Raw genomic sequence first — 19167 nt, 5'->3', positions numbered from 1 at the left:
ACTAACACACGACAAGGGAGAGATTATGGGACAATTGACACCGGACATGATTATGGTGCTTGTGATGATCGGCTTGGCTATTTTTCTATTCATTGTGGAATGGATCAGGGTGGATGTGGTGGCCATCCTGATGATGGTGGCCCTGCCGCTTTTGCATCTGGTAACCCCCAAAGAGGCCTTTGTGGGGCTCAGCAGTAACGCAGTGGTGTCCATCATCGCCGTTATCATCATCGGTGCCGGCCTTGACAAAACCGGTATGATCAACAAGCTGGTAAAACCCGTTCTGGCGGTGGCAGGCACCAGCACCTCCCGGATCATCGTGGCCATCTCCTTTACTGTGGCCGTTATTTCAAGTTTTATGCAGAACATCGGTGCTGCCGCTCTTTTTCTGCCTGCCATCCAACGCATCAGTAAAATGCAGAAGATTCCCCTGAGCCGGTTGCTCATGCCCGTGGGTTTCAGCGCCATTCTGGGGGGTACCATCACCCTGGTGGGCTGTTCTCCTTTGATTTTGCTCAATGATCTTTTACTTCCCTTTAATTTGAAACCCTTTGGGCTTTTTGATGTCACCCCCATCGGCCTTACATTGGTGGCCGGCGGCATTGCCTGCTTTATTGTGCTGGGCCGGTTTATCCTGCCCCAGGGAGAATGCCAGGGCACAGAAGATAACGAAGCCTTTTGCACCATTGGCGGTCTTATGGCAGAGGAAGAAAACGTAAATTCCCATTATGAGCTCACCACCTCCCAGGATTTCATGGATTACCGTGATCCCGTAAGGGTGGAAGATCTTCGCCGCAGATATCTTGTCAATGTGCTGGCATTGACAGAGCCCCCTGATTTTAAAACGCTTTCTCCGTCTCCAGAATCGGAAATCCGGGCCGGGGTGGACCTTGTGGTGTGCGGCAGGCAACAAGATGTAGAGCGCATGGCCCTTGCCGAAGAGATGGAACTAAAAGAGACCATTGATTGTTACAGCAGTGAATTGGACACATCAATTTCAGGTACTGTGGAAGCGGTTGTCTCTCCAAGATCACAATTTGCCGGGATGACACTGGCGGATATCCGTATCCAGGATCGATTCCGTGTGACACCTTTGGAGATCCATCGCCAGGAGGAGACCTATCGGGCGGAAATTGATTCCATTGCCCTGCAGACCGGGGATGTGATTCGGTTTTACGGCACCTGGAAACGACTGGAATCATTACACAGAGAAGGAGGGCTTTTGTTCAGCATGCCCTCGGATCTTGAAGATATGAGACCGGAAAAAGCTTTGTGGGCCGGGGCCTGGCTTGTGCTTTCCCTGGTGATGATCATGATATTTGATATTCAGTTGTCCGTGGCCTTGATGACCGGAGCCCTTGGCATGGTGGTGACCCGGGTGATCAGCATTGATGAGGCGTATCAATCCGTGGACTGGCGTACCATTTTTCTGCTGGCCGGATTGATCCCCCTGGGCATTGCCACCCAGAAAACAGGAACTGCCGAATGGATCGCAGGCAGTATCCTCAATATCATCGGGGATGTTTCCCCCATAGTACTGATGACGGTTATCGGAATTTTATCCACCATGTTTACCTTGGTTATCTCCAATGTCGGGGCCACTGTGCTTCTGGTTCCCCTGGTGGTGAACATGGCCCTTGCTGCCGGTGCAGACCCGAGAATGGCGGCCCTGGTGGTGGGACTTGCCACAAGTAATTCCTTTATGCTGCCCACCCATCAGGTCAATGCCCTTTACATGGGGCCAGGCCGGTATCGCACCGTGGATTTCATCAAGGCAGGCAGCCTGGTCAGTGTGATTTTTCTGGTGGTGATGATTGCAATGATCAGTTTGATTTACGGTATTTAACCAAGGGGGTTGAGTGCACTAAATGCCCATGAGACCATAAGGAGGAGAGCATGTCTGTTTTAATTTTTACTTCGGATAATCAGGAACTGGAAGAGAAAATTGCCCGGCAAAGTGCCGAAAAACTGGGCTATAAAACCCTGAATCATAGGTTTTTAGATGATATTGCCCGGCAATATTCCCTGGATTCTGCAAAATTGAGGGAGGCAATGATCACAACCCCGTCCATTTTAAAGCGGATGTCTTCCAAAATGTGGCACTATTACCTTTCCTGTGTGGAAACGGCGGTGCTGGATCGTTTATTGGAAGATGATATTGTTTGCTGGGGATTGGGGGCGCATCTTTATGTTTTAGTGGTGTCCCATGTATTGAAGGTACGCCTGGTGGGGGGGGATGGTTCTGCATCAATGACAGACACCAAAAAGGAGCGACAACGGGAAAAGTGGTCTGTGGCAGCCTGGCAGCGACGGGAGGCCGATCCCAGGCTTTATGATCTGGTGATTAACCTGGATCAAATCAAATCGGATGAGGCCGTGAACACGGTCACTTCCACGGTGGGATATCCGCGATTTAAACCCATGACCTATTCCAGAAACACGTTAACGGACCGGGCTTTGGCTGCAAAGGTTAAAAATGCATTATTAGAGACATTGACAAATATCCATGTCCATGCCCAGAATGGTACTGTGGTGGTGACCACTACCTCTTTAAAACGGGAAAAAGCAAAGAAAGTTGCCGCCATAAAAGAGATTGCAGGTAAGGTGGAAGGCATGGGATATTTGGAGGTTCACTGGAACGTGGATATGGTGAGTGAGGCGGCCTTGGGCCATCGTTGATACCGGACTGGAATTGTATTCCAACTTTTTGAACCAAGGAGACACAAATGTCAAATCAACTTGAAATTTTGCTGTTGGATGATGAACTCATTGTGGGGAAACGCCTGAAACCGGCCCTGGAAAAAATCGGATGTTGTGTGGAGGTTTTCCAGGACCCCCGGGAAGCCATGAAACGCATTGGGGAAAAGGAATTTGATATCGTAGTAACCGATATTTATATGGAAGAGATGGACGGTATGCAGGTGCTGGAAATGGTTCATGATCAATGGCCAAGAACAAAGATTATCATGATCACCGGATATGCCATGATTTCCCTTGCAAGGGATGCCATGGAGCAGGGTGCCTTTGATTTCATTGCCAAACCCTTTAAACCCGATGATTTGAGAAAAGTCATTGCCAAAGCTGCTGAGGCCCTGGGATCTCCCCTTGATCTAAATGCACCTGTCAACTGAACGGGGATGAATGAAAAATGGAAATATCGCAGCACAATTCAGAAAATTCCGGCAGCAAAAACGAGGTGGACGGCAGTGCAAAACATCTGTACGGGCATATCGCTGACATTCGTGAAGCCCAGCAAACCTTAATGTCCCGGTTACATTTCAGTGTAAGAAAGCAGATTTATCTGGGAAATGTTCTGGTGTTTTTGTTTGTGTTGGTCATTGCTGTGGTGCTCATTCTCAACAATGAAAAGGTACAGACCCGGCTGAAATTTCTTGAGTTTGTAAATGAATTTTCAGCCGAGGTTCAACAGGCCCGTCGGTATGAGAAAAATTATTTTCTCTATGGTACCAATCTCAGCGATGCCATTGAAAATATTCATCTTGCCCGGTTAATTTTCACAAGGGAGTTAAACACCTTTGCCGAGTTGCAGGATCAAATGACCCGGGAGGGTATTTTAAATAAGATTGAATCCTATGAATCGCTTTTGGGACAGTTGTTCCAGAAACAGCAGCAAAATGTGGTGGAGCTGCATAAAACCGGCTTTTCCAAGGGTATCGAAACCAAGCTTCGGAAGTATGGTCAGGATATTCTTGCTTCGGCGGAAAGTATGATGACCGTTGAGAAGCGGGCCCTTGAAAAATCCCTGGATCAATCCCGGGATTTTCATATCTATTCCATTCTGGTATTGCTGGTAATACTGACCATGAATGCGTGGTTGCTGGTGGGCAGAATCTATACAACCCTCAGTCGATTTTCCACCTATGCCCAGCGCATTGCCTCCGGGGATTTCAGGCCCATCCTGCCCAAACGAAAGTTCCGGGATGAATTTACGGATCTGGCAGTGGCCATCAATGAAATGATCAAGGAGATTGACACCAGAGAAGCTGTTCTCATCCAGACCCATAAGATGAGGGCCGTGGGAACACTTACCTCGGGGGTGGCCCATGAACTGAACAACCCGTTGAACAATATCATGCTCACAGCCCACATGCTGCTGGAGGATTATCAAGATCTGTCCGATGACGAGCGTAAAGATATGCTCAAAGATGTAACTGAAGAGACAGATCGTGCCCGGAAAATCATCCGCAATCTTCTGGATTTTGCCCGGGAAAGTTCCTCTGCCATGGAATCTGTGGATCTGTATCAACTGTTAAAGGAGACCATTACCCTGCTGGAAAATCAGATTCGGCTGGCAGGTATCACTGTGGACATTCAATTCACCGATGATCTTCCACGGATACATGGGGATGCCCAGAAACTCCAGCAGGTATTTGTGAACCTTTTGCTCAATGCCATGGATGCCTCGTCAAAGGGAGGGAAAATACAGGTTATGGGGTGCCTGGAGGAAAAAGCCGATGCCGTTAAAGTGGCTGTGATTGATTATGGCCAGGGCATTCCCCGTCACATTGTTTCATCGGTGTTTGATCCGTTTTTCACCACCAAGCCCAAGGGCAAAGGGACAGGGCTGGGGTTAAGTGTGTCCCAGGGTATTGTGGCCAAACATGGCGGCAGTATAAAGGTTACGAGCAAAGAGGGGAGCGGATCGAGTTTTAATGTTATTCTTCCGGTGGTTACTTTTCCGGAACTTCATTCTTTTCATCTTTGAGTACCGTCTTTTAAGGTTCTCAATAAATTTCATGTTGCGTATTTTGTTTTTATGATTTACCAAACTTATTTTTCATCCATGTGGCACTTGGGCTTTGCCTGCCTGGCTTTTCTGGGGGCTTTTTTGTGTGCCATCACCGTGTTTCGATGGCCCGGGCCCGGCAAGTTTTTTGGGGTGTTGGCAGGGGGGGCCGGTTTTGCTGCAGCCTTTCCCTGGTTTCTGGAAAGCCCCTTTATGGCGTTGCTGGGGGCGGTGGCATTGATCACCGGCAGTTTTATGTTGCTGGATTTCAGCCCCGGTTCCGGTTGCTTCAGATCTTTTTTTTCCGAAAAAAACGCGGCCCGGCACAGGGGCGGGGAAGATATGTGGGATCGTCCCGCAGCCATTGTTTTTTTTACTTTTCTGGGATTGTGCCTTATGGGTACATTGATGCTTCTTTTGCCCGGTATCATGGGCCATACTCCCATTGCCCTTGTGGATGCCGCATTCACCTCTGTGAGTGCCGTGTGTGTCACAGGGTTGGCCGTGCTGGATACCCCCACTGATTTTTCCATGGCAGGCCAGGGGGTGATTCTTGTTCTCATTCAGTTCGGCGGGCTTGGCATCATGAGTATTACCACCGTTGCCATGCATGCCATGGGAAGGCGATTAAGTTTACGCCAGGAGCGTCTCATGACTTCTCTGATGGATGCCGACCGCAAAGATCTGTTGGCATCCCTTGTGTTGATCCTCAAATTTACCTTTCTGGTGGAAGCCGTGGGGGCCATTTTTCTGGGAGGGGTGTTTTATACCATGGGAGACAGCCCCGGCCAGGCTGCCTGGCGTGGGAGCTTCACTGCCGTATCTGCCTTTTGCAATGCCGGTTTTTCCCTGCAGACCCAGAGCCTGGTACCATATAAAGATGCCCCCATGGTCTTGCACATGGTTGCTGTTTTGATTATTTTCGGCGGTATGGCCCCTGCCACAAGTTTATTGATTCCCCGGTGGGTGCGGGGCCGCAATATTCCCGTGACTGCCCGTATCGATCTTGTGTCCACGGCGGTTTTATTGATTTCCGGCACCCTGTTTATTCTGGCCTTTGAATGGAATGGTGTTTTATCAGATCTCTCCTTTGTCAATAAAATTCACAATGCCTGGTTTCAATCGGCAACCCTTCGCACCGCAGGATTTAACTCCGTGGATCTTGCCGGGGTCATGAGCCCCACGTTCCTTGTCATGCTTTGTCTGATGTTCATCGGGGGTGCCCCCGGTGGCACAGCCGGCGGGATAAAAGTCACCACAGTTGCCATCCTTGCCATGACTTTCTGGGCCAATATCACCCATTGTAAAGGGGTGATCCTTGGGAATCGGCATATTCGCCCGGTGACCATTTTCCGTGCCGTTACCATTGTCATTTCCGGGGGGATGATCTGGTTTATGGTGGTGTTGATGCTGGAGGTCACCCAGCAGATTCCTGCCCGCAGTATTATTTTTGAAGCCACCTCAGCCATTGCCACAGTGGGGCTTTCCATGGGTGTCACAGCCCAGTTTGATCAGATCGGAAAGTGTGTTGTGATGTTGGCCATGTTCATTGGACGTATTGGTCCGTTGACGCTTTTTATGTTGCTCAGCAATGCTTCCCTTGCCCCTGTTTCCCACTGTCCCGATGCAAAAATAACCCTTACATAATGGTATTATGATATGATTCAACAAATATTAATTATTGGCCTGGGACAGTTTGGCATGTCCCTTGCCCGAACCTTGTCCCAAAAAGGTGCAGAAGTACTGGCCGTTGATCTCCGGAAAAATCTGGTGCAGGAAGCCTCTGTCTTTGTAACAGAGGCCCTGACCATGGATGCCACAGATGAGGTGGCCCTTGCCCGGCTTCATCCGGATAAACGGGATGCCGTGGTATGCGCCATTGGTGATGATTCCAAGGAGCAGTCCATCATCTGTACAGCACTGCTTCGACAGATGGGAGCGCCTTTTATTGTTGCCCGGGCCAACGATAAGATGCACCAGCGCATTCTGCACCTGGTGGGAGCCCATAAGATTGTCAATCCTGAGCAGGAATTTGGCATGCGATTTGCCAATCGCCTGCTGTATCGACATGTCATTGCAGATACGGCCATTGGGGATGACCTTCATCTCACGGAAATTCGGATACAACCCTCCATGGTGGGTAAAAATCTCATTGAGCTGGCATTGCCCAAACGCTTTGGTATACTGGTGGCGGCCATACGCCGGGGCTCTCCTGATCGCATCATACAACCCTCTCCCCATGAACCCCTTCAGGCCGAGGATAATCTCATGGTGGTGTGCAATGAAGCTGCCATAACAAAATTCATAAAGGGGGTATGACCATGAAGACGGCACGCACGGTGCACATGGGCGTATGGTTTTTGATGGGACTGAACTTGCTCATGGCCTTGGGCTCCATCTGGATTTTCATGCGCATGGCCCCGGCCATTGAAGTGATCATTGATCGCAATGAGCTTTCCCTGGAGGCGTGTGAAGAGATGTTGTCATCCCTTGCATTGATGGGGACGGACGGCGCTGTGGACGGTGGGCTGAAAGACAGCTTCCTGGGGGCCATGGAACGGGTGGAGAACAATATAACAGAAACAAAGGAACCTGGGGCATTGCAGGCCATTCATACAAACTTTTCCCAAGCCTTTGCCGGAGATGTCAAAGCCCGGCACGCCACGGTGACGGCCATCACTCTTCTGGCCGGAATTAATAGAGATGCCATGATAAGAGCCGATCTAAGGGCCCGGCAATTTGGATATGCCGGAGCCTGGGCCATTGTGTTCATGGCTGCCACTGTTTTTTTTGCAGGCATGCTTTTTAAACGGCGGCTTTCCAAAAATCTGCTTGTTCCCATGGGGGAGATAGAAGCGGTGGTCAGGGCCCATCAAAATGGAGATATCATGCGCCGTTGCACCGGGGCAGATGTTCCGGGAGAGGTTCAGAATCTGTTTGACGGCGTAAATGAACTGCTTGATAAAATTCAATTTCAAACCGTTGCCACCGGCAATTTCCGAGCCTGGTTTTAGTTGGTTTAACATAGTTTCCCATCATCTGGGACTGGTTAAAGGACGCATTTATTTTTAAAATTTGTTTTGGCAGATCAAGAAGGCCTGGATGGGGTCATAAAGGAGGTGTGATGAAAGAATTTAAAGCTGTTATTTTGTCCAGTGATGCCCATGAGTATCGGGACATTCTGCTTGCGGAAGCATTGCCGGGACTTTCCATTGAAATTTGCCGGGATGTGGAGCAGGCTGAACCCCATCTGGCAGACTGCGATATTATGTTTGGAACCCCGGCCCTTGTGAGCCCACTGATCTCCCGGGCCCCCCGATTAAAATGGGTTCAGTCCATGTGGGCGGGGATTACCCCTTTTCTGGTACCCGGCATGCGGCGGGATTATATTTTGACGGGGGTCAAAGAGGTGTTTGGGCCCATGATGGCCGAATATGTGATCTGTCATATGTTAATACATGAACGCCGTTTTCTTCACCGATTCCAGAGCCAGCTTGTAAAGCAATGGGACACCACACCGCCGGGGACATTGATGGGAAAATATGTGGGGATCATGGGAATCGGTTCCATTGGTAGGGCCATTGCCGGGGCTGCAAAATTTTTCGGTATGAAAACCCGGGGATTTTCCCGGACCCAGACCCAATGCAAAAACATTGATTGCTGTTATTTGTTCCGGGAGCTGACATCCTTTGTTAAGGGACTGGACTATCTGGTGTGCGTGTTGCCGGAGACAGCGGACACCACCGGACTCATTGATGATGCCCTGTTGCAGGCCATGCCGGACACTGCCCTTATTATCAATGTCGGCAGGGGAAATGTCATCCATGAGCCGTCCTTGATCCGGGCTCTTGAAAATGGAAATATTGCAGGGGCGGTGCTGGATGTGTTCCAGGAAGAACCCCTGCCGCCGGATCATGGATTCTGGGAGACGCCCAATACCCTTATTACTTCCCACACGGCAGCATTGAGTTTTCCCGGTGAGATTGCTCCCATATTTGTTGAAAATTATCAACGGTTCATCAATCATGAGGCCCTGATGTACCAGATTGATTTTGAGCATGGGTACTAATTTTGCGGCCTTTTATTCCGATAATGCCACTGCCACCACCGATGCCATGATCAGGGTACTGCCCATCATTTGAAAAACGGAAAAGTTTTCTCCCAGAAGGGCGATGCCTGCAATGAGGCTGGTGACAACTTCAAAGGTGCTTAAAATGGTGGCGCTGGTGGCGCTGATTTTTTTTAAACCTGCCTGGAATGCCACCATGGCGATGACACTTGACACCAGTGCCACCATCACAGTGGCCATGAATCCCATGGGGGTCATTTGATGGGGAAGATTATCCATGAGGATGCAGGTGACAAGAAGCGTGATACTGTTGAACAAGGTGATGTAAAAAATCACCACAAAGGAGTTCATTGTCTTTATGGTGCCGTGGGACACCGTTAAAATGTAATAGGCATAGAAAAACCCCGATGATAAAGCCAGGGTGAATCCTGTGACGTTTAAACTTCCTTGACTTTCCAGCCCCACCAGAAAATAGATTCCCACAAGAGAAATCGCCATGGCTCCGATTTGCACAACATTGGTTTTTTCTTTGTATATGATGACGGCACCGGCCATGGTGGCCACGGGATAAACAAAATGTAAAACCGTTGCAAGCCCTGTGGCCATGAGGGTGTATGAGACACAAAGAGTGACCATCATCAGGTAGTAGCCAAAAAAACTGGCCTTGAAAAGGGTGATGACGTCTTTTTTTTCAATGACCAGTGATTTGTTTTGGTATTTCAGGATGGCAAAAAGGAATATTGCCGTGAATACCACCCTGAAAAGACTGAAACTGTATGGGTTGAATCCTCCGGCATAGGCTGTTTTTGCAAAAAGGGGCAAAAGCCCGAAGCAACAGGCGGCAAGGATGGTCAAGAAAATCCCCCCGGCCACAGTATCACCCGGAAAAGAGCCTCGTTTCCATGGAGATTCCATTTTCCCCCTTTTGCTTGTCAATATCATTCCCCCCTGTTTTTTACCTTTTTTTGTCATCCGTTATTTTTCAGTTCACACCTGCGGCATTGTGATTCCATTTTTGTTTCATGGTTCAGGGGGAATGGGGTGTCAAGGGTTATACATGTCCATAATAATCCCTGTGCGCCACAGTGGAAAAGGCAAAGTCCAGAATGGTGCCCCAACTGTATATGGGCAGATCCACCTCTCTCTGGATGGCCCGGGCAAAGGGCTGCATTCCCGTACATTCCAGCATGATGGCGCCAATGGAGGCATGGGATTTACACATGTTGACACATGCGTTGATCATCTGTTTTTCCTGGATTTCATATACGGCTTCGGGTTTTTCCGGTCGCACTTCCCAGTTCCAGAGTTTATCCAGCTCCGTGCACCGGTAGTCATCACTGGCACCCTTTACAATGTAGTTGCTTCCCGGGGTGATACCCACGCTTTCCAGGTGGGTGTCGGTGAGAAACTGGTTCTGGTAGCACAGAATACCCACATCTTTATCAGGACCGATGGTGTTCTGGATAAAGGGTACCTGGAGCAGGCTTGACATGAACACCGGAATATCCACAAATCCTGCAATGGCTTTTTGGAAATAGGCAAAGTAACCGCATTCTGCCGCAATGGCCTTGCAGCCCATGCGTTCCAGTTTTTTTGCCGCTTTTTGAATGGGTTCAAGACAGGGTGATTTGTCTTTTTCCCATAAAAGTTGTTTGATATCAATTCCTTCTACAATTTCATATTGGACAGGATAGGGAAATGCACTGGCATTTCTCACATCTCCGGGAAAGCCCGGGTACACATCATCCAGGATTAAAATACCGATGCCCATGCCGTAGCAGGTGTGATTTTTTCGGGTTTTCATGTGGGTGATGCCCATGTCTCTATTTTTGTATAGCATGCTGCCTCCCTGTGGGAAAATAGTTTGAAAAACGGTCAATCAATGGGATTCGTAGTTAATGTCGGGTCAGCAATTCTAAGAACCGCAAATTTTATAACTCGAGCGAAATAGCTTGCCTTTTGGCCCATCTACTGGGTTGCATCAAAGGCCAAATAGAGCTGAGTGTAATGCCAAATCTTAATTTTAGGATTGTCAATTCTCAAAAATCTCGCGGTGTAATACTCTTTGAACTTTATCATCCCAAATCTTAGCCTTGACCAAGCATGAGCTATTAAACTTTTAAAGCGCCTTGTAGATGAATCACCGGATTTTATAGATTGGTATGCACTATTTCTGCTCAAGTTATTTCATCTGCGGCCCTAAGTGTCATAATTAGAATTGCTGATGACGGATGCCGTTATTTCCAGTTTGCCTGCATTTTGTCCAGCTCTGCGATAACTTCATCGGAAAGTGGGGCAGGACGATGTTCCATGAGTTTCAGGGTCAGTTCCTGAAGGCGTTGCTCCATTTTTTTTGCCCCTGCCTTTTCCCATTTATCAAAGACCTTTCTGTCAAAAAGTTCTGAATATCGAACCTCTTTGAAATGATCCATGGTGTGTTTTTCCATGATGTAGTTACCACCGGGTCCCACCTTGTCAATGATATCAAGGGCCAGGGTCTCTTGGGTGACGGGAATTCCTTTCATGTAATGTTTTACTGACATCACAATATCATTGACCAGCACCATGTATTCCGGGGAGGCCAGGAAACCGTGATCCATCCAGGAGCTGCAATCGTGGACCAGACCGGAGCCAATGGCCGCCGAGGAGAGGCACTGAAAAGCTGCTTCGGCACCGGCCTGGGCATCACAAAATTTGGCATCGGTGGCCCCGGCAGTACCAAAGAAGGGAATTTCATAATGCTGGGCCATCTGGGCCAGGGCCCCGGTCATGAGGCTCAACTCATTGGCACCATAGGAGAAAATGGTGGTTTTCATGTCCAGAACCGTGGTGAATGCGCCGTAAATAAAGGGCGCTCCCGGGTTGGCCAGCTGGTGGATCACAAGGCCGCTTAAAGATTCTGCACTGGCCTGGACAATGGTTCCGGCAAATGTGGAAGGAGAAGATCCCGAGGCTTGGGGGGCCGGGAAATTAATCAGGGGAATATTATTTTCGGCACAATAAATGAGTTTATCCACAGCCGGATCATAATAGACCAGGGGGGAGATGGGTTCGGAGTAATGGACGATGCAGGGAGCCTTATCAAAATTTTTCTTGCCGCCGCACATGACAAGGGCCATCTCATAGATGTCTTTTACGCTGTTGGTGTCTTTGCAGCAGAACACCAGGGGTTTTTCACAGTTTTCCATGGTGTTCCTGGCAATGACCCGGTCGGCAATATCAGGGTGAACATCGGCTGCCATGCCAATGGTCATGCACCAGTCAAAACCGGGAAGCGCATCTGCAAGGGCCGCAGTGGTTTTCACATGTTCGCTGCTAAAGGGCATGCGCCGGTGGGTTTCAGGGTCGCAATATTCCACACAGTCAAGGCTGGGGCCAAAATAGGATTTGTCCCGTTCCAGGTGAACTGTGCGTTCGCCGGTGCGTTTACCCAGAACCACACGGCTGGGGGATTTGCGGATGGCATCTTCCACCATCCATCCGGGGATTCTTACCCGATCGCCGTCCACGGTTGCTCCACCTGCCACCAAAAGATCAATGGCGGGCTTGTGGGTGATTTTAATGCCGGTTCGTTCCAGAACCTCCAGGGTGGCGGCATGGATCTGTTTTATCTGATCGTCATTGATTACTTTTAACTGGGGTTTAAAATAGAGTTCGTCGGTGTTTAATCCCATTATTATACTCCTTAAGTTTTTTATATGACAAAGCGGGTACTGGGTGTTGTTCGCCGGGGGATGCCCGTTATATTAAAGACTTTGCAGATCACGAGCGTATGTAAGCTTTGTTGTGGGCAGAGCCGGATGAAAATACGGTCTGCCCATGGCTGTTTACAAAGTCAACCAGGTGCCGATGTTCTTTTCTGCGGCTTTTTTATAAATCAGCGGTGCCACGGCCATGTCTTCCATGGCAAGTCCCAGGTTGGCGGCAAAGTTTTTTTCCGTGGCATTTTCACGCCCCTTTTTCTTTCCTGTCACCAACTCTCCAAGCTCTGCATAAACCCCGGGGCAATCAACAAAAAAGCCCACCTTGTCTTTATAATGGTTATATTGATCCAGGTTGTCCGTGGTCCACTTGGCGGCTTCCTTCAGGGCCTCCCGGGAAAAAAAGGAATCAAAGTCCACACAGGAGACAAAGGTACCCTCATTCAGCCAGCCAGCCTGGATGGTGGCATGGGGAACCTTGAGAATGGGACCGGATGTGACCACAATATCGCAGCCGGTGACGGCGTCTTTGGGATCTGACACTATGGTGACCTCAAGGCCCAGGGTCTCTTTTCCAAACCGGGCCAGCTTTTCTGCATTTTCGGGGCTGGGGTCATAGGCCATCACTTTTTTCAAAGGAAACAAAACATTCATGGCCTCAAGATTGGTGTGCCCCTGGACGCCACAGGCCAGAATTCCGATGGTGGAAGATTCCGGCCGGGCCAGATATTTGGCTGAAACAGCAGAGGCCGCAGCCGTGCGCATGGCTGTGATCCAGGAACAATCCATGACGGAAAGGGGCAGGCCGGTTTCCGGATCATTGAGAATCAGCAGGCCGTTTATGTAGGGCAGCCCTTTTTGCTGGTTTCCGGGATAACCGCTGACCCATTTAACACCGGCTGCGTCCATGGCCGGGATAAAGGCGGGCATGGCATGGATGAAATTATCACCGCCTTCTCCGGGGTGTATACCGGGTTTGGGGGGCATTTCCACACGGTTGTTGCCCATTTCCATAAATCCTTTTTCTGTGGCTTCAATGATTTCTGCCATGGTAAGTCCCACGGATTTGACGTCTGCCTGGCTTAGATACAAAAGTTTGTTTGTCATGGTAAAAATTTCCTTTGTTTATGGATTACGTCGGCTGTTAACTGATAAAATTTTTGCAAACCTGTTCTTGGATGGCATCTCAAGGATGCCAAAAATCAGTAATTGTTACTCCTCGGAAACAGATGCTTTTACAGCGGCCCGGGCCGTTGTGGTGTCTGTTCCAACCGGGACAATTTTACCCCCTTGCCGGGCCCGCAGGGCATCACGGATAAGCGCTTTGAACAGGGCAATACCCATGAGGACCATGATAAGAGAAAAGGGAAGTGCCCCCACCAGCATGGCTGATTTAATGGCAGCCAGACCACCTGCCAGAAGCAACGTGGCAATCAACACCGTAATAATTGTTCCCCAGAAAATAATGTGTGTCTTTTCTTTCTGGCTTTCGTCACCCCCGGAATTGATGGTATTGATGATCAACACCGCAGAATCAGCAGAGGTAATGAGGTAGGTCATTAAAAGAAATACCACCATGGCCGTCACAGCTTTGGCAACCCCCGAGGAGAGGATCACCTTGAGGGTGGCAAAGAGCTGGGCTTCCTGGCCTGCACCCAAAATGGTGCCGCCGGCCTGTCCTGACAGTTCCAGATCAATGGCGGTTCCTCCCACAACGGTGAACCAGAGAAAACACATAATGGCGGGAATAATCATGGTGCCCATGACATATTCACGAATGGAGCGCCCTTTGGAGATGCGGGCAAAAAAGAGACCCACAAAGGGGGCAAATGCAATCCACCAGGCCCAGTAAAATACGGTCCACCATATGGATTGCCATTTGTAAAGGGTGGCAGCGGGCTCCACATCGGAACTTGCCCAGTAGGTAAGCCCCTGGATGGGGAAATTGATCAAATAATCCCACATGCCCAGGGCCAGGGATTTTATAGCCACCAGGGGAGAGCCAAAAATCATGAAGAAAATCAACAGTGCAAAGGAGAGAAACATGTTGAGGTTGGAAAGCCATTTAATACCCTTACCCACTCCGGATGCCGCAGAAAGAATGGAGGCAGCCATGATAATGACAAGTCCAATGATCATGGCTGCGTTGGTGGGAGACCCTTGTGCATTGATCATCCAGTCGGCGCCAAAAACGGTGTGCATGCCCGAGGCAAACTGGGTGATTCCGTAACCAATGGTGACAGCAACCCCTAAGATGGTGGCCACCACAGCACTGATGTCCACGATGTTCCCCAGGGGCCCTTCCAGTTTTTTGCCAAACAGCGGGGTCAGGCCGGATCGTATGGTCAGGGGCAGTTTTCTATTATATGTAAAAAAGGAGAGGGCCAGACCCACGATGGCATAGCAGCCCCAGGCACTCAATCCCCAATGGAAAAAAGACCATTTGTACACAGATCTGAGGGTTTCTTCACTTTTGGGCGCCACAAGGCCCATGATGGTATCCGGGTTACTGGCAAAGTGATATATGGGTTCTGCTGTGGAAAAGGTGAGCATGCCAATGCCCATGCCGGCCCCAAACATCATGGCAATCCATGAAAAGGTGGAAAATTCCGGTTTTTCGCCGGGATCACCCAGCTTGGTTTTTCCCAGGGAAGGGTGGATGGCAAGCCCGAGACATGCAATGACGTAAAAAGCCATGGCATAAATGTACCAGGCCCCAAAACTTTCAAAGGACCAGCCCTGCATTTTTTTTAACAGGGCGCCTGCCTGATCGGAAAAAACCGCTGCCCATAGGACAAGCAGGATAATGATGAATTTGGATCCCAGGGTAACCATGCTGTTGAATCCCTGATAAAATCCTTTTTTTTCCACCGTAATATTTAACTCTGTTACCGGGGGATGAATACTCATGTTGCTCCTCTTTTGTTGGGTTTGGGGTTATATGTTCAGTTTACCTCTTTGTCTGGGAAACACGCCTTTTGCATTTGGTACGGATACACTGGTCCCTGTTTATTTTTACCGGAGATGATTTTCCCGTTTAGAAATATATAAGAAAATCGTCGGTGAAGGACGAAAATACGATTTTTTATCGCCAGATACGCTACTTGGGTTTGTACATGTATCTGGCTTGTTTTTGTTATTGTTAATCTAAAAAATAGCAACATGTATGCCGTGGCAATGCCGGTGTTCATTTGGCCAGTGGGATTTTTTTCGAAAATTCGCCTTAAAATGCTTTAATTACAAGGCTGTTAAGATTTTTCATATCTCTTCTTTAAAATAGGGAGTGGGATGAAAAACAGGAATAAAATAAAATATATTTTATTTTTTTTCAGGGAGTAAAAATAAAATATATTTTATTTTTACAATGATGGAGGATGCTCAATTTTTTTATATGAGATACTCCAAAAATCTAAGGCGTATTTTAATCTTTGTTGTGGGCAGAACCGGATCGGAGTACGGTCTGCCCATGGCAGTTAAACAGCGTAATGGTATTTTCCGGAAAGGTCAGGGTTTGTAATCGTGGCGGTTGATTTTATATTTTTTCATTTTGTAATGGAGTAACTGGGGAGAAATTCCAAGATTTCTGGCGGCTTTGGCACCATTCCCCAGTGACTTTTTCAGAGCCATTTTTATATTTTCCACTTCATTATCAATCTGGATCTGTGCCAGGGTTTTTTCACGGGGAGTGGGGTGCCCGTTAACAGGAAATACGAAATTAAGACGTCCCGGTCCAGGGAGGGCGGCGTTGGATGGGGTAAGTGGCACCGGTGTTTCCCCATGGGGGGACTCATTTAACAGTGTCTCTGAAAAATTGCCCATTTGCACCAGAAGGTGGGCTTTTGTGATGGTTTCATGGTCACCAGTCATGTTCATGGCTCCCTCGATGATATGTTCCAGTTCACGGATGTTGCCTGGCCAGTGGTATTGGTAAAACAGATCCATCACCTCACCGGCAATGGAGTTGACCTGTTTGTCCATCAATACATTGTAGTGGTTAAGAAAATGGGCAATCAAAGGATCAATGTCCTGTTTTCGTTCCCGCAGGGGGGGTATTTGAACAAATACCACCCCCAGGCGGTAAAACAGGTCCATGCGGAAACGTCCTTCCTTACAGGCAAGTTGCAGGTCTTCGTTGGTGGCGCTGATGATTTTAAGATTCACATCCACTTCACGCAATGAGCCCACCCTGCGGATTTTTTTCTCCTGAAGGACCCGGAGGAGTTTGGCCTGTAATCCCATGGAAAGGGAGTTTATTTCATCCAGAAGCAGGGTGCCGCCATGGGCTTTTTCAAAAATACCGGCCTTGTCCATGGCACCGGTGAAGGCCCCCCGGGCCGTGCCGAATAAAATGCCTTCCAGGAGGTTTTCCGGTATGGCCGCGCAGTTGATGGCCACATATTGTTTGTCACGGCGGTGGCTTTCATTGTGGATGGATTGGGCAAACAATTCTTTACCGGTACCGGTTTCTCCGCCCAGCATGATGGGGGAGGGGGAGTCAGAGGCCATGCGGGCCGACTTTAAAGCCTTTAAAAGGTCCGGTGTGTTTCCGATGATATTATGAAATTCATACCGGGTGCCGTTTCCCTTGGCAGAAAGGGGTTTTTGTTTATCAGGCACATTAAAGGTCTGAAGGTTTTTTGCCCGTTTGGCCAGGCCTGCATTTCCCACACTCTGGTCCAGGGCGTTGTATTCCCTGACAAAACAGATGGAGCCTTTTAGTGTTCCATGGTGATACAGGGGAAATACATTGTGGATGGAATTGATCATTTTACCCAGATGGGTTCGGTAGTAACACACGGTGTTATCAACCGGTTTTCCTGTTTTCAGGCACTGCATGGTGGGGCTGAACCCTTCGTCTATGCGGTAAAGTGCCGTCACCTTTTTTCCCAATGTATACTCTGGGTCCAGATCATCAATTTTTGCCTGGGTTTGATTGAAATAGATGATAATGCCCCGGGGATTGGTGATCATCACTCCTTCGTAGAAATTGTCCAGGACCGGTACCATGGATAAAAGGGGGATGTCCGGGTCCTCAAACAGCATGTGAATGGATTCTTTTGTTGTCATGCTCATTGTCTCAGATATTGTTTTGGTTCAGCAGTGCCAGGGCAGAGGTCAAGTTTTTATGAATGTCAAACAGTTTGTCCACCCGGGTGATTTTTAACATTTGTTTTACATTGTCCGGAGGTTCGCATAAAAAACATGATTTTCCGCTCTGGAAGGTCTGTTTTCTTACTTTCAGAAAAATCATGATGGCAGAACTGTCGGCAAAGGAAAGTCCCCTGAGATTCAAAAGACAATGTTTATCATCAACTCCCCGGGTGAATTCTGAAATATCCATTTTTGAAATTTTGTCCGCATCCAGCTGACCAAACAGATGGAGGATAACCTTATCAGCGCTTTCATCCTTGAAATAAGAAAAATCCTTGTGCCCGGCATGGTCCATCAAGGCGTTCATGGCCTCTTGGCGGTTTTCAAGAATTGCGTTTTTAAAAAGGTCATGGATGCGGCTCACCTTCATGGTGCGCAGCACCTGGGGCCGTATACCGAAAAAAGCCAGGGGAAATTTATTTTTTTGGGACTGGGTGTAGAGCTTCACAAGAAAACCAATGCCCGAAGAGTCCATAAATGATACCTGGGACAGATCAATGAGAAGGGGCGTGCTGTCATCAATATCCTTTAAAAGAACGTTGCTTTGTGTGGTGACCTGGTGGGCGTCCAGGGGATCTTCAAGGGAGATGATTGTCACTGCCATGGCAGTTGCAGTCTCAAGCTGTGTTGCCCCGGGGGGGGCATCATTTTTTGTGGTGGATTGTTTTAGTGTGAGATTAAAAAACAGTTTTCTGTATTTCATGTAAAAAATGGGGGGGAGAATCAAAAATCCGAATTTAAAAAAACCGATGAAATAGCGTTTAAACAATCGCATGGGGTCCTGTGTGATGCGGTATATCCACTCCAGACCACTTTTTTGTATCCACACCGGGGCCCTTTTCACCCGGCCGGTGATGAACTCAAAGGTGCCGCCGATACCGATGGTTACGGCAGCCTTTAGTTTTGATCGATTTCGTTCAAACCACATCTCCTGCTTGGGATTGCCAAACCCCACAAACAGGATGTCCGGCCGGGCCCGGTTGATCTCTTCCAGGATCTGCCGGTCAATGCTCTCTTCATCCATGATTTTTTCCCCTTCAACATGGACAAAGGGGGAGCTGACACCGGCAATGCAAAGATCTGGGTATTTTTTCTGGAAGATTTCTGCTGTTTTCCAGGCCACATCTCCTTTACCCCCCAGAAGATAGATGGATTTTCCCCGGAGGGCACAGGCTTTGGCAAGGCCCGGCACCAGATCCGCGCCGGTGACCCGCTCCTTGAGTCGGGTTCCCAGCAGGCGGGCAGCCCATACCACGGGCATACCGTCGGCTGTCACCAGGTCTGCTTTTCTGAGAATGGAGACAAGTTCGGGGTGCCGGAACCGGTTGGGCAGCCAGGAAACGGTGTTGACAATGAAATCCACATTCACCGTGGCCACATATTTGGCCTGGTGATCCCTGGCAAATCGGTCCACCAGTTCAAATATGGATTCAATGGCCTGGTCAAAGGTGAGATTGTCAACGGGGATGCCAAGGATCAATCCGGTTTCCTGTTTCATT

Annotated in this window: 16 protein-coding genes; 9 read left to right on the top strand and 7 right to left on the bottom strand. The window is 48.8% G+C overall.

The window, feature by feature from the left end:
* Positions 1 to 25: 25 nt before the first annotated feature.
* The 8 genes from B9A32_RS15875 (at position 26) to B9A32_RS15840 (ending at position 8816) form a co-directional block, all read left to right on the top strand.
* The gene (locus B9A32_RS15875) at positions 26 to 1846 is read left to right on the top strand and encodes an SLC13 family permease (RefSeq protein ID WP_084070716.1); all 1821 of its coding nucleotides are present in this window, start codon (positions 26 to 28) and stop codon (positions 1844 to 1846) included.
* Between the two features lie 50 nt (positions 1847 to 1896).
* Positions 1897 to 2679 carry a cytidylate kinase family protein gene (locus B9A32_RS15870; protein ID WP_084070715.1) on the top strand — a complete coding sequence of 261 codons (783 nt, stop codon included), beginning with the start codon at positions 1897 to 1899 and terminating at the stop codon, positions 2677 to 2679.
* Between the two features lie 47 nt (positions 2680 to 2726).
* Positions 2727 to 3131, top strand: coding sequence for a response regulator (locus tag B9A32_RS15865; protein WP_084070713.1), 405 nt, complete (start codon positions 2727 to 2729; stop codon positions 3129 to 3131).
* Between the two features lie 17 nt (positions 3132 to 3148).
* On the top strand, positions 3149 to 4726 hold the full coding sequence (locus B9A32_RS15860) for a sensor histidine kinase (protein WP_084070710.1): 1578 nt from the start codon (positions 3149 to 3151) through the stop codon (positions 4724 to 4726).
* Positions 4727 to 4777: 51 nt separating this feature from the next.
* The gene (locus B9A32_RS15855) at positions 4778 to 6394 is read left to right on the top strand and encodes a TrkH family potassium uptake protein (RefSeq protein ID WP_084070707.1); all 1617 of its coding nucleotides are present in this window, start codon (positions 4778 to 4780) and stop codon (positions 6392 to 6394) included.
* Between the two features lie 12 nt (positions 6395 to 6406).
* Positions 6407 to 7066: a potassium channel family protein gene (locus tag B9A32_RS15850; protein ID WP_084070704.1), complete on the top strand. Its 660-nt coding sequence runs from the start codon at positions 6407 to 6409 to the stop codon at positions 7064 to 7066.
* 2 nt (positions 7067 to 7068) lie between these two features.
* Positions 7069 to 7761 carry a hypothetical protein gene (locus B9A32_RS15845; protein ID WP_084070701.1) on the top strand — a complete coding sequence of 231 codons (693 nt, stop codon included), beginning with the start codon at positions 7069 to 7071 and terminating at the stop codon, positions 7759 to 7761.
* Positions 7762 to 7871: 110 nt separating this feature from the next.
* The gene (locus tag B9A32_RS15840; protein ID WP_084070698.1) at positions 7872 to 8816 is read left to right on the top strand and encodes a D-2-hydroxyacid dehydrogenase; all 945 of its coding nucleotides are present in this window, start codon (positions 7872 to 7874) and stop codon (positions 8814 to 8816) included.
* Between the two features lie 12 nt (positions 8817 to 8828).
* Here the strand turns inward: B9A32_RS15840 and B9A32_RS15835 are convergent, their stop codons facing one another.
* From B9A32_RS15835 to B9A32_RS15815, 5 genes are all read right to left on the bottom strand, one after another.
* Positions 8829 to 9788, bottom strand: coding sequence for a DMT family transporter (locus B9A32_RS15835; RefSeq protein ID WP_084070695.1), 960 nt, complete (start codon positions 9786 to 9788; stop codon positions 8829 to 8831).
* 79 nt (positions 9789 to 9867) lie between these two features.
* Positions 9868 to 10656: an aspartate/glutamate racemase family protein gene (locus B9A32_RS15830; RefSeq protein WP_084070692.1), complete on the bottom strand. Its 789-nt coding sequence runs from the start codon at positions 10654 to 10656 to the stop codon at positions 9868 to 9870.
* Between the two features lie 397 nt (positions 10657 to 11053).
* A complete protein-coding gene (locus tag B9A32_RS15825) occupies positions 11054 to 12490 on the bottom strand; it encodes a trimethylamine methyltransferase family protein (RefSeq protein WP_084070689.1) in 1437 nt (478 codons plus the stop codon).
* 153 nt (positions 12491 to 12643) lie between these two features.
* Positions 12644 to 13624 (bottom strand): ornithine cyclodeaminase family protein, encoded by a 981-nt coding sequence (locus tag B9A32_RS15820; protein WP_084070688.1) that lies wholly within the window; start codon positions 13622 to 13624, stop codon positions 12644 to 12646.
* A gap of 105 nt (positions 13625 to 13729) precedes the next feature.
* Positions 13730 to 15427, bottom strand: coding sequence for a BCCT family transporter (locus B9A32_RS15815; RefSeq protein ID WP_084070685.1), 1698 nt, complete (start codon positions 15425 to 15427; stop codon positions 13730 to 13732).
* Positions 15428 to 15908: 481 nt separating this feature from the next.
* Between B9A32_RS15815 and B9A32_RS22400 the strand changes: the two genes are divergently transcribed.
* Complete coding sequence (locus B9A32_RS22400) at positions 15909 to 16034, top strand: hypothetical protein (RefSeq protein ID WP_269749035.1); 126 nt, start codon at positions 15909 to 15911, stop codon at positions 16032 to 16034.
* On the opposite strand, the gene B9A32_RS15805 is transcribed toward B9A32_RS22400, so the two are convergent.
* The gene (locus B9A32_RS15805; protein ID WP_232367195.1) at positions 16022 to 17584 is read right to left on the bottom strand and encodes a sigma-54 interaction domain-containing protein; all 1563 of its coding nucleotides are present in this window, start codon (positions 17582 to 17584) and stop codon (positions 16022 to 16024) included. The two genes, B9A32_RS22400 and B9A32_RS15805, sit on opposite strands and share 13 nt — an antisense overlap.
* A 10-nt stretch (positions 17585 to 17594) precedes the next feature.
* The gene (locus B9A32_RS15800; protein ID WP_084070681.1) at positions 17595 to 19166 is read right to left on the bottom strand and encodes a WecB/TagA/CpsF family glycosyltransferase; all 1572 of its coding nucleotides are present in this window, start codon (positions 19164 to 19166) and stop codon (positions 17595 to 17597) included.
* Between the last annotated feature and the right edge of the window lies 1 nt (position 19167).

The organism is Desulfocicer vacuolatum DSM 3385, from assembly GCF_900176365.1.
GTDB classification, from domain to species: Bacteria; Desulfobacterota; Desulfobacteria; order Desulfobacterales; family Desulfobacteraceae; genus Desulfocicer; species Desulfocicer vacuolatum.
The sequence above is the reverse complement of the archived record's forward strand: the minus strand, read 5'-3'. Positions and strand labels throughout refer to the sequence as shown.

Coding starts and splice junctions, on each gene's coding strand:
- B9A32_RS15875 (WP_084070716.1), top strand. CDS start 26: ATGGGACAATTGACACCGGACATGATTATGGTGCTTGTGATGATCGGC.
- B9A32_RS15870 (WP_084070715.1), top strand. CDS start 1,897: ATGTCTGTTTTAATTTTTACTTCGGATAATCAGGAACTGGAAGAGAAA.
- B9A32_RS15865 (WP_084070713.1), top strand. CDS start 2,727: ATGTCAAATCAACTTGAAATTTTGCTGTTGGATGATGAACTCATTGTG.
- B9A32_RS15860 (WP_084070710.1), top strand. CDS start 3,149: ATGGAAATATCGCAGCACAATTCAGAAAATTCCGGCAGCAAAAACGAG.
- B9A32_RS15855 (WP_084070707.1), top strand. CDS start 4,778: ATGATTTACCAAACTTATTTTTCATCCATGTGGCACTTGGGCTTTGCC.
- B9A32_RS15850 (WP_084070704.1), top strand. CDS start 6,407: ATGATTCAACAAATATTAATTATTGGCCTGGGACAGTTTGGCATGTCC.
- B9A32_RS15845 (WP_084070701.1), top strand. CDS start 7,069: ATGAAGACGGCACGCACGGTGCACATGGGCGTATGGTTTTTGATGGGA.
- B9A32_RS15840 (WP_084070698.1), top strand. CDS start 7,872: ATGAAAGAATTTAAAGCTGTTATTTTGTCCAGTGATGCCCATGAGTAT.
- B9A32_RS15835 (WP_084070695.1), bottom strand. CDS start 9,788: ATGACAAAAAAAGGTAAAAAACAGGGGGGAATGATATTGACAAGCAAA.
- B9A32_RS15830 (WP_084070692.1), bottom strand. CDS start 10,656: ATGCTATACAAAAATAGAGACATGGGCATCACCCACATGAAAACCCGA.
- B9A32_RS15825 (WP_084070689.1), bottom strand. CDS start 12,490: ATGGGATTAAACACCGACGAACTCTATTTTAAACCCCAGTTAAAAGTA.
- B9A32_RS15820 (WP_084070688.1), bottom strand. CDS start 13,624: ATGACAAACAAACTTTTGTATCTAAGCCAGGCAGACGTCAAATCCGTG.
- B9A32_RS15815 (WP_084070685.1), bottom strand. CDS start 15,427: ATGAGTATTCATCCCCCGGTAACAGAGTTAAATATTACGGTGGAAAAA.
- B9A32_RS22400 (WP_269749035.1), top strand. CDS start 15,909: ATGAGATACTCCAAAAATCTAAGGCGTATTTTAATCTTTGTTGTGGGC.
- B9A32_RS15805 (WP_232367195.1), bottom strand. CDS start 17,584: ATGACAACAAAAGAATCCATTCACATGCTGTTTGAGGACCCGGACATC.
- B9A32_RS15800 (WP_084070681.1), bottom strand. CDS start 19,166: ATGAAACAGGAAACCGGATTGATCCTTGGCATCCCCGTTGACAATCTC.